Origin of the sequence: Paracidovorax sp. MALMAid1276 (assembly GCF_049198005.1) — a bacterium.
Lineage (GTDB): Bacteria > Pseudomonadota > Gammaproteobacteria > Burkholderiales > Burkholderiaceae_C > Acidovorax.
Window position 1 is genome coordinate 19,463 of sequence record NZ_JBMIRS010000081.1, and the last position, 14,068, is coordinate 33,530.

10 protein-coding genes are annotated in these 14,068 nt (G+C 67.3%); 7 read left to right on the plus strand and 3 right to left on the minus strand.

The genetic code is table 11. The features are described from left to right. Positions 1-47: 47 nt before the first annotated feature. From ACOQFS_RS05205 to ACOQFS_RS05215, 3 genes are read left to right on the plus strand one after another with little or no spacing between them, the layout of a single operon-like run. Positions 48-2,540, plus strand: coding sequence for an ATP-binding cassette domain-containing protein (locus ACOQFS_RS05205; protein WP_421561883.1), 2,493 nt, complete (start codon positions 48-50; stop codon positions 2,538-2,540). A 5-nt stretch (positions 2,541-2,545) separates the two neighbouring features. After that, complete coding sequence (gene hpxZ, locus ACOQFS_RS05210; RefSeq protein WP_421561853.1) at positions 2,546-2,932, plus strand: oxalurate catabolism protein HpxZ; 387 nt, start codon at positions 2,546-2,548, stop codon at positions 2,930-2,932. A gap of 29 nt (positions 2,933-2,961) precedes the next feature. Continuing rightward, complete coding sequence (locus ACOQFS_RS05215) at positions 2,962-4,551, plus strand: gamma-glutamyltransferase family protein (RefSeq protein ID WP_421561854.1); 1,590 nt, start codon at positions 2,962-2,964, stop codon at positions 4,549-4,551. Between the two features lie 10 nt (positions 4,552-4,561). Here ACOQFS_RS05215 and ACOQFS_RS05220 read toward each other — a convergent pair whose 3' ends face one another. Further along, positions 4,562-4,984 carry a hotdog fold thioesterase gene (locus ACOQFS_RS05220; RefSeq protein ID WP_421561855.1) on the minus strand — a complete coding sequence of 141 codons (423 nt, stop codon included), beginning with the start codon at positions 4,982-4,984 and terminating at the stop codon, positions 4,562-4,564. Between the two features lie 372 nt (positions 4,985-5,356). Here ACOQFS_RS05220 and ACOQFS_RS05225 point away from each other — a divergent pair, with 372 nt between their 5' ends. From ACOQFS_RS05225 to ACOQFS_RS05235, 3 genes are all read left to right on the plus strand, one after another. After that, positions 5,357-8,806 (plus strand): fibronectin type III domain-containing protein, encoded by a 3,450-nt coding sequence (locus tag ACOQFS_RS05225; RefSeq protein ID WP_421561856.1) that lies wholly within the window; start codon positions 5,357-5,359, stop codon positions 8,804-8,806. A gap of 215 nt (positions 8,807-9,021) precedes the next feature. Continuing rightward, the gene (locus ACOQFS_RS05230; RefSeq protein WP_421561857.1) at positions 9,022-9,771 is read left to right on the plus strand and encodes a zf-TFIIB domain-containing protein; all 750 of its coding nucleotides are present in this window, start codon (positions 9,022-9,024) and stop codon (positions 9,769-9,771) included. A 128-nt stretch (positions 9,772-9,899) separates the two neighbouring features. Next, positions 9,900-10,874 carry a class I SAM-dependent methyltransferase gene (locus ACOQFS_RS05235; RefSeq protein ID WP_421561858.1) on the plus strand — a complete coding sequence of 325 codons (975 nt, stop codon included), beginning with the start codon at positions 9,900-9,902 and terminating at the stop codon, positions 10,872-10,874. A 234-nt stretch (positions 10,875-11,108) separates the two neighbouring features. Here the strand turns inward: ACOQFS_RS05235 and ACOQFS_RS05240 are convergent, their stop codons facing one another. Then, entirely contained in the window at positions 11,109-11,573 is a 465-nt protein-coding gene (locus tag ACOQFS_RS05240) for a hypothetical protein (RefSeq protein ID WP_421561859.1), read from the minus strand. Between the two features lie 135 nt (positions 11,574-11,708). On the opposite strand from ACOQFS_RS05240, the gene ACOQFS_RS05245 reads away from it, so the two are divergent. Then, positions 11,709-12,254 carry a DUF4256 domain-containing protein gene (locus tag ACOQFS_RS05245; RefSeq protein WP_421561860.1) on the plus strand — a complete coding sequence of 182 codons (546 nt, stop codon included), beginning with the start codon at positions 11,709-11,711 and terminating at the stop codon, positions 12,252-12,254. 110 nt (positions 12,255-12,364) lie between these two features. Here the strand turns inward: ACOQFS_RS05245 and ACOQFS_RS05250 are convergent, their stop codons facing one another. After that, positions 12,365-13,897 carry a BCCT family transporter gene (locus ACOQFS_RS05250; RefSeq protein WP_421561861.1) on the minus strand — a complete coding sequence of 511 codons (1,533 nt, stop codon included), beginning with the start codon at positions 13,895-13,897 and terminating at the stop codon, positions 12,365-12,367. Positions 13,898-14,068 lie beyond the last annotated feature (171 nt).

The following is a 14,068-nucleotide window of genomic DNA, read 5'->3' on the forward strand; positions in this document are numbered from 1 at the left end:
TGCACAAGAAAGCATCCTCTCCCCCTTCGTCCGCGCGCGGGCTGGCCATGCCGGCGCTGCTGGGCCTCACCGCGCTGGGTGTGGCCGCGGGCCTGACGCTGGCAGCGCAGGTCAATGGCTACTACGTCTTCGTGCTGGCCAATGTGGCGCTGCTGGCGCTGGTGGGCATCGGCCTGAACGTGCTGCTGGGCCTGTCGGGCCAGGTGTCGTTCGGGCATGTGGGCTTCTACGCCATCGGCGCGTATGCGGTGGCCATTCTCACCACCAAGGCGGGCTGGAGCTTCTGGGCTGCCTGGCCCGTTGCTGCGCTGCTGGCTGGCGCCATGGGCGCACTGCTCGCGCTGCCGGCCTTGCGCGTCAAGGGCCCCTACCTGGCCATGGTGACCATTGCCTTCGGTCTCATCGTGGAGCACAGCGCGGTGGAGATGCGCGACCTCACTGGCGGGCAGAACGGCATCATGGGCATTGCCGCGCCGGCGCTGGGCATCGAGTCCCTGCGTGGCGAGCGGGCCATCGCCGTGCTGGCCATCGTGGCGGCGGCGGTGGCGCTGCTGGCCTTTGTGCGCCTGTCGCGCGGGGCCTGGGGTGCGGCGCTGCGCGCGGTGCGCGACTCCGAAACGGCGGCCGAATCGATCGGCCTGAACCCGCTGGTGGTCAAGACCATGGCGTTTGCGGTGTCGGCCCTGCTCGCGGGGCTGGCGGGCGGGCTGTATGCGCCGCTGTCAGGCTTCGTCACGCCGCACAGCTTCTCCTTCCTGCAGTCCATCCTCTTCGTGCTGGTGGTGATGATCGGTGGCGCGGGCAGCATCGCCGGGCCGCTGGTGGGCGCGGTCATCGTGGGCCTGCTGCCCGAGCTGCTCTCCAGCCTGGAGGAATACCGGCTGCTGTTCTTCGGCGCACTGCTGCTGGTGGTGCTGTGGGTGGCGCCGCAGGGCCTGGTGGGCTTGTTGGCGCGCTTGCGCCGCGCGGCACCCACTGCTGCGATGGCCGGCGCCGCGCCTGGCGATGCCTCGCCCGCGCTGCAGCCCACCGAGGCGCGGGCGCTGAGCGCGCAGGGCCTGTCCATGGTGTTCGGTGGCGTGCGTGCGGTCAGCGAGCTGTCCTTTTCCGTGCGCCCCGGAGCCGTGACCAGCCTGATCGGCCCCAACGGCGCAGGCAAGAGCACGGTGCTCAACATGCTCAGCGGCTTCTACACCCCCACCGCTGGCGGTTCGCTGCTGGGCAGCGAGCCATTGCAGGGCCGGGGCGCCTGGCGCATTGCGCGGGCCGGTGTGGCGCGCAGCTACCAGACCTCGCAGCTCTTCGGCTCGCTCAGCGTGCTCGACAACGTGGCCCTGGCGCTGGCGCGCGGCACCCTGGGCCCGCTGCTGGGCGATGGGCGGGTGTGCTCGCCCGGTGCGCGCGATGAGGCGCGTGCCCTGCTCGCCTGGTGCGGCTACCGGGGCGCCCTGCAGGTGCCTGCGGCCGACCTCGCGCATGTGGACCGGCGCCTGGTCGAAATCGCGCGCGCCCTGGCCATGCGGCCCCAGGTGCTGCTGCTCGACGAACCCGCCGCCGGCCTGTCCACCGAAGACAAGGACCAGCTCTCGGCGCTGCTGCGCCGCATTGCCGACCAGGGCGTGGGCGTGCTGCTGGTGGAGCACGACATGGCCCTCGTCATGGGCCTGTCGGACCATGTGGTGGTGATGGAATCGGGCCGCCACCTGGCCGAGGGCACGCCGGCCGAAGTGCAGGCCCACCCCGCCGTGCGCAAGGCCTACCTGGGCGAAGGTGCGGGCGGCGCCGTGGCCGTGCATGCCGCCGCCGACCGCGGCCTGCCCACCGATGCACCCGAGGTGCTGGGCGTGGGCCGGCTCACCACCGGCTACGGCGCCGAGCCCGTGCTGCATGCCGTGGACCTGCGCGTGCGCCAGGGCGAAATGGTGGCCCTGCTGGGCGCCAACGGCGCCGGCAAGTCCACGCTGATGCGCACCCTGGCGGGCCTGCACCGGCCGGTGGAGGGCGGCATCCACCTGCAGGGTGTGGAACTCGGCCCGCTGCGCGCCGAACAGATCGTGGCGCGCGGCCTGGTGCTGGTGCCCGAAGGGCGCCAGGTGTTTCCTGAGCTCTCGGTGCTCGACAACATCCGCTTGGGCGCCTTTCTCCACCCCGAGGGCCGCGAGGCGCGCGTGGAGGAGATGCTGCAGCGCTTTCCGCGCCTGCGCGAGCGCCTGCACCAGCGCGCCGGCCTGCTTTCGGGCGGCGAGCAGCAGATGCTGGCCATCGCCCGCGCCCTCATGAGCCGCCCGCGCGTGCTGCTGCTCGACGAGCCCTCGCTGGGCCTGGCGCCCAAGGTCATCGAGGAGCTGTTCGCCTCGCTCGCGCGCCTGCGCGACGAATCCATGACCCTGGTGCTGGTGGACCAGATGGCGGCGCTCGCGCTGTCGCTGGCCGACCGCGCCTATGTGCTCGAAGGTGGGCGCGTGGTGGCCCAGGGCACGGCGGCGGAAATTGCCGCCAACGACGCGCTCACGCGCGCTTATCTGGGCGGAGGACATTGAGCGCCATGGAGGACACCACCATCAACCTGCCGGATGTGCTGGCCGAGGTCACGGCCGCGTTTGCACGCTACGAGCATGCCTTGGTCCACAACCAGGTGGACATGCTCGACGCGCTGTTCTTCCACAGCTCGCACACCGTGCGCTACGGCGCCACGGAATGCCTCTACGGCATCGACGCGATCCGCGCTTTCCGCAGCGGCCGCTCGCCCGCAGGGCTGGCGCGCACGCTGCGCAACACCTGCATCACGACCTACGGCCGCGACTTCGCCACCGCCAGCACCGAATTCACGCGCGAAGGCAGCGCCCGCACAGGCCGCCAGCAGCAGACCTGGGTGCGCATGCCCGGACAGGGGTGGTGCGTGGTTGCAGCCCATGTCTCGCTGATGGACTAGCATCTTCCAAAACCCCAGGAGACATTCCGATGTTGCACAGCCTGCAAAGCCGCGGTGGCATGGTCACCGCCCCCCACCACCTGGCCGCACAGGCCGGCGCCGCCGTGCTGCGCGAGGGCGGCAATGCGGTGGAGGCCATGGTCGCGGCGGCCGCTGCCATCGCAGTGGTCTACCCGCACATGAACGGCCTGGGCGGCGATGGCTTCTGGCTCATCCACCGGCCGGGCACGGCGGCCCCGGTGGCGGTGCGCGCCTGCGGCGGCGCGGCGCAGGCGGCCGATGCGGCCTTCTACCAGGCGCATGGCGATGCGGCCATTCCCACGCGCGGCCCGCGTGCGGCGCTCACCGTGGCCGGCGCCATCGGCGGCTGGGCCGAGGCGCTGGACGTGGCCCGTGGCTGGGGCGGCAAGCCGCTGCCCCTGGCGCGCCTGCTGGAGGACGCGATCCGCCATGCGCGCGACGGCGTGCCCATTACCACCTCGCAGGTCGAGCTGACCCGCGCCAAATGGGCCGAGCTCGAACATGTGCCCGGCTTTGCCGCCGCCTTTGCGCCCGAGGGCCAGCCGCAGCGCGGCGACACCCTCCGCCAGCCGCGCACCGCGGCCACCTTGCAGCGCCTGGCCGAGGCCGGGCTGCACGACTTCTACCGCGGCGACCTGGCGCGCAGCATGGCGCGCGACCTGCAGGCCCTGGGCAGCCCGCTGGCGCTGGCCGACCTGGAGGGCTGGCACGCCGCGCGGGTGGCGCCGCTGTCGGTCCAGCTATCGGCCGGCCGCGTGTTCAACCAGCCGCCGCCCACGCAGGGCGTCTCGTCGCTGGCCATCCTGGGCCTGTTCGATCGCCTGGGCGTGGGCCAGGCCGAGGGCTTTGCCCATGTGCATGGCCTGGTGGAATCCACCAAGCGCGCCTTTGCCTGGCGCAACCGGCATGTGGGTGACCCGGCCTTCATGCAGGCCGACCCGGCGGCCTTCCTGCAGGCCGCGTCCCTGGACGGCGAGGCTGCGCGCATCGACAAGCAGCGCGCCGCACCCTGGCCCGAACCCACCGAGCCCGGCGACACGGTTTGGATGGGGGCTGCCGATGCGCACGGCAACGTCGTCAGCTACATCCAGAGCATCTACTGGGAGTTCGGCAGCGGCATCGTGCTGCCCGAGACCGGCCTGCATTGGCAGAACCGTGGTGCCTCGTTCACGCTGGGCGCCGGGCCCAACCAGCTGGCCCCAGGGCGCCTGCCGTTCCACACCCTCAACCCGGCGCTGGCGCACCTCAAGGACGGGCGCGTGCTGGCCTACGGCACCATGGGTGGCGAGGGCCAGCCGCAGACCCAGGCGGCGGTGTTCACACGCCATGTGCTGTTCGGGCAGGACCTGCAGGCCGCCGTCACGGCGCCGCGCTGGCTGCTGGGCCGCACCTGGGGCGACCAGTCCACCAACCTCAAGCTCGAATCGCGCGCCGACCCGGCCCTGGTGGACGCCTTGCGCGCCGCAGGCCACGATGTGCAGGTCGTGGGGGCCTTCGAGGACATGATGGGCCATGCCGGCGCAGTGGCGTTCCACCCCGACGGCCGCATCGAGGGTGCGACCGACCCGCGCGCTGACGGGAGCTGCGCGGGCGTTTAAGCAAGCGTGTTCAGCGCGGCGCCAGGATCGCCATGGTGAGCCGCGACACGCAGGTCAGCTCGCCCGCTTCGTTGTGCAGGTCGATGTGCCACACATGGGTGCTGCGGCCGATGTGCACGGGTTTGGCCGTGCCCGTCACCCAGCCGCTGGTGGCCGATCGCAGGTGGTTGGCATTGATGTCCAGGCCCACGGCGCGGTAGCCCTCGGGCAGGCTGTAGAAGGCGCCGGTGGAGCCCAGCGACTCGGCCAGCACCACGCTGACGCCGCCGTGCAGCAGGCCGAACGGTTGCACGGTGCGGTGGTCCACGGGCACGCGGGCGCGCAGAAAGTCGTCGCCCACCTCGGTGAACTCGATCCCGAGGTGTTCCACAGCGGTGTTCTGGTTGGCGGCCTTCAACAGGGCGAGGTCAATGGGTTTCTTCCAGATGGGCATGGTGTTCAAAAGCGGCGGCAGGGCCAAGTCAGTGCAAGCCGCCGATTGTGCCAAGGCCAATGCAAGTGCTTCTTAGCAGCAAGCCTTCGCGGAAGTTGTCGACTCCAGCCGGCACTCCGTAACAACTTCTCACCGATCCTTACACAAGGACCAAATGTGAATCGTTTGTTGCTCAAGCAGAAACATCGGCTACTATCCGGCCGCTTCATTGTGTAACAACGCGATTGGCCCTTGGCTGACGCAATTCCCGTCCCATTCATGGCGCTTGTCACTCTTCCCGCTTGTTCTAACAGTCTTTGCCTCATACGACAAGGCTCTGGATGGTCAGGGTTTCCCCGCGTAATCGCTCATTGGATAGCGTGGGCGGTTTTCTTGGTTCTGTTGCTCGCGTTCAAGTCAGCCGGTGCGCAAAATGTGATTGACGGATACGACCCTTCCGCCAATGGAGCGGTGTCCGCGATGGCTCTACAGGGCGACGGCAAGGTACTAGTGGTCGGATCGTTCACCAGCATCGCAGGGCAGCTACGAAGCTACATTGCGCGCTTGAACGTTGATGGTTCGCTGGACATGACCTTCAACCCAGGAGCGAACAATGGTGTGAGTGGTGTGGTGGTCCAGCCCGATGGGAAGTTGATCGTCTTCGGCTCGTTCACCGTCTTGGCGGGGCAGCCACGTAGCCAGATTGCTCGGCTGCATCCCGATGGGTCATTGGACAGCGCCTTCGATCCGCAATTCAATGGATCGATCTCGACGCTTGTTTTGCAACAAGACGGCAAGATGGTGTTGGGAGGCACCTTCACTTCAGTGGGCGGCGAGACTCGTAACCGCATTGCCCGGCTGAACCCCGACGGAAGTCTGGACACCGCATTCAACATTAGCGCTAGCAATTCGGTCAACGTTCTGGTCGGGCAACCGGACGGCAAGGTTCTTGTGGGCGGCAACTTTGTCAGTCTTGGGGGGCAGACTCGAAACTACATTGCGCGGTTGAATGCGGACGGCACGCTCGATGTGTCGTTCAATCCCAATAGCAGTGCGCCGGTGTTCAGCCTTGTGGTCCAAGCAGATGGACGGATTTTGGCAGGCGGGTCTTACTCCGCCATGGGTGGGCACGCTCGTAGCAACTTGGCGCGACTGAATCGCGACGGCAGCCTGGACACATCGTTCAACCTTGGCGCCAACCATTGGGTGTTGCGCATGGTGGCCCAGCCCGATGGCAAGGTGTTGGTTGCTGGTCAATTCACCGCTGTTGGTGGACATGCGCGTGATTTCATGGCCCGCCTGAATGCGGATGGCACCTTGGATAGCCAGTTCAACCCAAATCCCAATAACTGGGTGCAAGCAGTGGTTGTGCAACTCGACGGCAAGCTGGTGGTCGGCGGTTGGTTCACCGGTATCAGTGGACAAACGCGAGGTCGGATCGCGCGGCTGCATACCGATGGAACCTTGGATGACACGTTCAATCCCGCAGGTAACGGCGTGGTCCGAAGTCTGGCAGTGCACCCCGACGGCAAAATCGTACTGGGTGGCGACTTTTCGACAATCGGTGGTCAAACGCGCCATCACATTGCACGACTTTTTCCCAATGGGACGCTGGACGGCACATTCAATCCAGGGTCCGATGGAACGGTTCGTAGTCTGGCAATCCAGCCGGACGGCAGGATGCTGGTGGGAGGGGATTTCACGACATTTGGAGGTCAGGCGCGCGGCCGCATTGCTCGCATCAATGTCGACGGTACGTTGGATACAAGCTTCACGCCTGCTGCAAACGGGTCAGTGCTCGGTTTGGTGTTGCAGTCTGATGGGAAGGTACTGGTTGCTGGAAGCTTCACCCAAATCGGTGGACAGGCCCGTAGCTATGTTGCCCGATTGAATGTAGATGGGTCGCTCGATGGCACGTTCAATCCTGCGGTAGACCAATCCGTATCCAGTTTGCTGGTGCAGCCTGATGGCAAGGTGATCATTGGGGGGCATTTCAGAGTGGTCGGCGGCGAAGTGCGCGATTTCATTGCTCGACTTCATGGGAACGGAGCACTGGACACCCTCTTCAATCCAGGGGCCGGCGGGCCAGTGCAAAGCCTTGCCCTGCAGCCCGATGGCAGAGTTCTGGTGGGAGGGGGCTTTACCATTTTGGGTGGTCAAGCGCGTGACTATATTGGGCGGCTGCAGGCTGATGGCGCACTGGACAGCGCCTTCAATCCTGGAGCCGACCAACCCGTGCTCAGCATGGTTCTGCAGCCCAACGGAATGATATTGGTCGGGGGCGAATTCACAGTGCTAGGGGGGCTGGCTCGTCACTATGTCGGCCGCCTGGATTCCCAGGGCCTTGTCGACAACACATTCACTGCGGCAGCAAATTCTCTCGTCCAAAGTCTTGCTGCGCAGCCAGACGGAAAGATACTGGTGGGCGGCAGTTTTACAAGCCTTGGCGGGCAGCCGCGGAGCAATATTGGTCGACTCAGTCTGAATGAATCGGCGCAGCAATCACTACAGGTCACGACTGGCACTGACGGACTGCGCTGGTGGCGCAGTGGCACAGGACCAGAGGTGAATCAGGCCCATTTCTCATACTCTCTCGTTGAAGATGCCGTCGCCTCGGATTGGACCCACCTCGGCGCAGCTGAGAGGGTGGCGGGCGGATGGATGCTCGATGGACTGAGCTTGCCCAAAGGCGCCACCCTATGGATCAAGGGTCAGGGTATGGCGTTGGGCGGATCGAACAACGCATCTACCTCTGGCGTGCAAACTGTACGACAAGTGTTCTTGTACGGAGTCCCCAGTGCACCTTCCGGTTTGACGGCTACAGCTGGCGACAGTCAAGTTGCAATGAGTTGGACCGCGCCCGGCAGCGACGGCGGCAGCGCGGTCACGAGCTACACCGTCACTGGCACACCAAGCGGATCCTGCACCGCTGCAGCGCCAGCCACCGGCTGCACCGTCGTTGGCCTGACCAATGGAACTGCCTATACGTTTGTTGTCAAGGCCACCAACACTGTCGGTGAGAGCGTTGCCTCGGGGAACGCCCAAGCAACTCCACTGAGCGTGCCCAGCATGCCCGGAGGGCTGGTGGCCGTTGCGGGCGATCGTGCTGTGCGCCTGTCATGGTCAGCGCCAGTGAACAACGGCGGTAGCCCTATTGCTGGCTACATCGTCTCAGGCGCCCCGGGCGGCTCTTGTGCTGTGGCAGCGACGATCACCAGTTGCACGATCGGTGGCTTGACCAACGGGCTAGCCTATACGTTTACCGTGAAGGCCACCAACGGTGTGGGTGAGAGCGCTGTTTCAACCAGTGTAGTGACCACTCCGCAGGCGTACAGTCAACCAGCTATTGCGCTGCCCGGAGGGGGCACAGCAGCGGTGCAGATCGGAGCTCCGCCAGGCTGCTCTGTAAGCAGCATCAGCATTGACGCCACGGTGCCTGCGGGCGCGCCAGTTGGCGCAGTCGCTCCTGCTGGGGTTCTGCGGTTCACCGCCAACGGGTCAGGATGCAGCGCCGCAAATTTGTCAGTACGCATTGACTATCCAGCCGGCAGGTTGGCTGGACTTACGCCGTACAAATTCGGCCCAGCAACGGTTGGCGGGCCTGCACGCTGGTTTGCCCACGGAAGCGTAACGGGCGACACCGTCACGTACACCATCGCAGACAACGGAGTGGGAGATAGCGATCCAGCTGTCGGCGCCATCACAGATCCGTTTGCTCCTCTGATGGTGCCAGCCTCGGGGGGAATGCATGCAATTCCTGTACTTAGTCAATGGGCGCTGGCTTTCATGTCAATTTTGGCGATGGCCGTGGGGATGTTCGCGTTGCGGCATCGCGTAGCGTGACAGCGGGGGTTGCGGAAGCTATGGGCCAGAGCAAAAGCACCATATAAGTCGTACGTATGCAGTGAGGGGCACTTGGCAAGCGCCGCCCCGCTCTCATGATTGGCGGGGTCTAGATTCAGGCACCTTGCGTACATTGCGCTGCCCTGCTTCACGGTGAATAAACCTGCGAACGGAGTGCACGTTCAAGATCCGCGCGTCTCGCTTTCCGGAAGACCATGACACAGCCCCTCTGCCCCTCATGCCGCCAGCCCCTGCAGGCGCACCGCTTCACCAGCAACCAGGGCGAGCCGCTGGAGCTGGACATCTGCTTCGCGTGCCAGGGCCTGTGGTTTGACCGGCATGAGAACCTGAAGCTCTCGCCCGCCTCGGTGGTGGAGCTGTTCCGGCTGCTGCACGAGCACCGCACCGACCAGCACCTACCGCTGGGCAGCGCCATGGCCTGCCCCCGCTGCAACACCACGCTGGCCCAGGGTTTCGATGTGGTGCGCAGCGGGCGGTACATGATTTACCGCTGCGGCCGACAGCACGGCCGGTTCAGCACCTTTGCCTCGTTCATGGTCGAAAAGGGCTTTGTGCGCCATCTCACCCGCCCGGAGATCGAGGACCTCGCCCAGCGGGTGGGGGCCATCTATTGCACCAGCTGCGGCGCGCCCGTGGACATCCGCAAAGACCACGCCTGCCCCTACTGCCGCGCTGCGTTTTCGCTCATCGACCCCCAGGCGGTGGCCCGCGCGCTGGAGGGCTATGCCACGGCCAGCCAGCGCACCGGCCCGGCGCCCGACCCTGTGCAGCCCGTGGACATCGGCGATGCCCTGGTGGCCCTGGAGCGCGACCGCGCCCGGGCCGAGCGCGAACGGCAGAAAAGCACCGTGCACACCTGGGCCCACAACTCCGACAGCGCCGCGGCCGACCTGGTGGCGGCCGGGGTGGAGCTGGTCTGGAACGCGCTGATCCGCAGGCACTGAGGCTGACGCGCGAGGACGCGGCGCCGATGCCCCAGCGCGGCAGGGGGCCATCCCCGCGCGCAGCGCGGCGCAGGGCCACAATGCCTTTATCGGGTTTCCGCGCTGCTGCCGCCCGCATGCAGGCGTGTGTGCACGCGCGTTCCCGCAGCGCCGGCCGCTGGGGCACGCAGCCCGACGACGCCGCCACGGAGGACACACGCGTGCCGCAGCCATCCGCCACCGCCCATGCCACCCGCACCCGTCGGGCAGCCCCCGCTGCCGTCGCCGCTGCCCGCAGCGCGCGGCAGCGCTGCGCAGAGCTGCCGCCCGTGCCCAGCACCCTGCTCATTCCGCTGGCTGCGCGCGCGCGGGGGGGCGCCTATTTTCCGTGGCTCGATTGCGGCGACACCGTGGCGCCGGCCCTGCTGGAGCGGCTGGGAACGGATGTCCAGGCGTATCTGGACGACCTGCCCACGGTGCTCAATGTGCTGTGGCGCACGCGGGCCATCAGGGCGCTGGGGCAGGCGTTCTTTGCACAGCATCCGCGCGCCTGGGGGGCCAACCTGGGCTGCGGGCTGACCCACTATTTCCAGTGGCTCGACACCGGGCACAACCACTGGCTGGATGCCGACCTGCCTCCCGTGATGGCGCTGCGCCAGCTGTTGCTGCCGCCCGCGAATGCGCGCGTGCGCCAGGCGGCGGTGGACCTCGGCCAGCCCGGCTGGTGGAAGCGGCTGGCGCTGCCCGAGGGGCCCCGCGCCCAGCCCGTGCTGCTGGTGTGCGAAGGCGTGCTCATGTACCTGCAGCCCGTGCAGGTGCAGGCGGTGCTGGTCGAGTTTGCAGAGCACGCGCCTGCGGGCTCGCGCATGGTGCTGGACGTGCTCACGCGCCAGGCCGTGGGGCAGGCCGCCCGCCATGCCAGCGTGGGGCCCACCGGGGCGCAGTTCTGCTGGGGCGTGGGCCGCATGGCCGAGCTGGCACAGGCCCATCCGCGCCTGGCGCTGCTGCACGAACAGAGCGTGCTGGAGTGCTACGGCTGGCCGGGCATTGCGCTCGACATGGCGTGGCGCGCATGGCTGGGGGCACCGCTGTACGGGTTGGCCACGCTGGGCGCGGCGGAATGAAGCGGCGAATCGTTTGCTATTTTTATAATAGCTGTCGGCGCTTGATGGATAAGCGCTGAAAGCCAAAAAGACCCATGAACCTCAAGGCCCGCAGGGTGCGTGGGGGCGCGGCGGCCGTCCCGACAAATTGCCCATCGCTGCCGCAGCCCGTCCCCACGCGATCCTGAGCTATTGCAACGCCGACGGTTTGTATCTGCGGTGGGTGTGGGCCACCAAGACTGCGGTCGCAGCGCCTCAGGCCCGGGCCGCCGGGGCCTTGCGGGCACGGGGGCTCTTGCGGCCGCTTGTGCCGGTCTTGACGGCCTTCTTGCGTGCCGGGCTTGCGCGCAGGCCCCACAGGTGCACCGCCCAGGCTGCCACCAGGCCCAGGTAGGCCACGGGCACGCTCCACGCGGCCACCCAGGCGAGCGATCCGGCGGGGGCGGTGATGGAACGCGGATTGGCCAGGGTCTGCAGCAGTTGCCGCGTGCCGGTGCCCAGCGCCGGGTCGGCCTGTGCGCTGCCCGAGCGCGCCATGCGCGCGGCCATGAAGACAAAGAACTCCATCAGCAGCGCACCGATCAGAAAGCACGCGACCAGCGCCAGCACATGGCCCAGCGCCCGGCGGTCGCCCTTGGCCAGAAAGTACAGGACCGACAGCAGCGCCAAAACAGGCAGAACCCAGGCCACAGCGGGCCAGGCGGACGATACGAGCGGCATGTGGGGGAGGCGCAGGGATGCGCAGGAAGTGGAGCTTGATGCCAGCGAAGGCGATGGGGCTTTGGATGATAGACGCTCGGCGCGTCGGCGCTGCATACTGCCAGCCCCCCAACCCCCGCCCGTTCGGCTGATTCCATGGCGACACGCACCCCGCACCCTTTGCTGGAACCGTTGCATGACCGGTTCGCCCGCCACCCGCACCGGCGCACTGGCCTGGCCTGGAAGGACGTGGCGGCGCGGCTCGCCGACCACCCCGCCGCCCTGCGGACGCTGGCGTGGATGGAGGCATCCGGAGGCGAGCCCGACGTCATAGGCAGCGACACGGCCACCGGCGCAGTCCTGTTTTGCGATTGTTCCGCCGAAAGCCCGCAGGGCCGTCGCAGCCTGTGCTTTGACGCGGACGCGCTGCATGCGCGCAAGGAAAACAAGCCGCAGGGCAGTGCGCTGGCGCTGGCCAGCGAGATGGGCATCGAACTGCTGGACGAGGCGCAATACCGCGCGCTGCAGGCACTGGGCGAATTCGACACCAAGACGTCCAGTTGGATCGCCACGCCCCCGGAGGTCCGTGCACTGGGGGGTGCCTTGTTCGGCGATCGGCGCTACGGCCAGGTCTTCGTCTATCACAACGGCGCGCAGTCCTACTATGCGGCGCGCGGCTTCCGGGGCCTGCTGCGTGTGTGAAGGATGGGGCGGCGCAGGCTGATCGTGACCGCTATCGATTAAATAGCTGCCAGCGCTTGATGGACAAGCGCTGGCGGCCAAAAACATCCGCAACGGGCCTGCCGGATCCGCTACCCGGATGAACTGCCGGGCCCCATCATCTCGCGCATGCGCCGGCGCAGGGCACGGTCGCGGCGGTCGTCGGCTTCCCAGTCGGCCTTCACACCGCGCCACAGGGCCACGGCCATGAGCAGGATGACGGCGGTGAAGGGCAGCGCAAACACGATGGTGGCCGTCTGCACGGCCTTCACGCCACCGGCCAGCAGCAGGCTGATGGCGATGCCCGACACCAGCACGCCCCAGATGATCTTCACGCGGGCCGAGGGGTTCTCGTTGCCGCCCGTGCTCATCATGCCCAGCACCAGCGTGGCCGAGTCGCCCGAGGTGACGAAGAACACCAGCACCAGCACCGTGGCCGCCACCGACATCACCGCGCTCCAGGGCAGGGCGTTGAACAGCGCGAACATGGCGGTGGACACATCGGCGCCCACGGCCTGCGCGAGCGGCACACCCTGCGCGATCTCCAGGTGCAGCGCGGCCCCGCCAAAGACGGAGAACCACACAAAAGCGGCCAGCGTGGGCGCCAGCACCGTGCCCAGGATGAACTCGCGGATGCTGCGCCCGCGCGAGACACGCGCGATGAACAGGCCCACAAAAGGCGACCAGCTCACCCACCAGGCCCAGTAGAACACCGTCCAGCCGCTCACCCAGCTGCTGTCGCGAAACGGCGTCATGCGCAGGCTCATGCGCACGAACTCGCTGAGGTAGCTGCCCAGCGTGTTGGTGAAGGTGTCGATGATGATCACCGTGGGGCCCAGCGCAAACACGGCCAGCGCCAGCAGACCCGCCAGAATCAGGTTGATGGTGGACAGCCACTTGATGCCGCGCGCCACGCCGGTGATGGCCGAGGTCAGGAAGAGCACCGTGGTCACCACGATGATGCCCACCTGCGACGCCTCGCCCACGGGCAGGCCCCAGGCCGCGTGCAGGCCGCTGTTGATCTGCAGCGCCCCCATGCCCAGCGATGCCGCCACGCCAAATGCCGTGGCGATCACCGCCAGCACGTTGATCAGCGGCCCAAGCCGCTGCAGCGGCGCCCACGGCAGGCTTTGCACGGCCGTGCTCACCAGGGCCGAGCCGCCCTTGCGGAACTGGAAGAACGCAATCGCCAGCGCCACGATGCTGTACACCGCCCAGGGGTGCAGCCCCCAGTGGAAGAAGCTGTAGCGCAGGGCGGCGTTGGCCGCCTCGGGCGTGTTGGCGGCAATGCCGGGCGGCGGCGCGCCGTAGTGCGATATGGGCTCGGCCACGCCCCAGAAGACGAGTCCGATGCCCATGCCCGCCGCGAACAGCATGGCAAACCAGGCACCGATGGAGAACTCCGGCTCATCGTCCTCCTGGCCCAGCTTCAGGTCGCCGTAGCGGCTGAACGCCAGGATGAGCGCCATGACCACGAGGCCCAGCACCACCCACAGATAGAACCAGCCAAAGTTGCGCGTGATCGAGGCCAGCGCCGTGTCGAACACCCCCCCGAGAGAGTCTGGCGCGATCACGCCCCAGAGCACGATGGCGAGGATCAGCCCCGCCGAGATGAGAAGTTCCATGGATGATCACCTTTCTTCTGCTGAGTCTTCAGGAAGACGCGCCGCACTGGCGCGGCCCGTGGCACCCACGGAGTGTGGATGGCAGAAGGAGCATCGGCAGCAGCACGCGATCCAGGGACTTCACGCGTTCCGTTTCAATGCCTTCTGCCGCCCACCCTCCGCGCAGCCCGC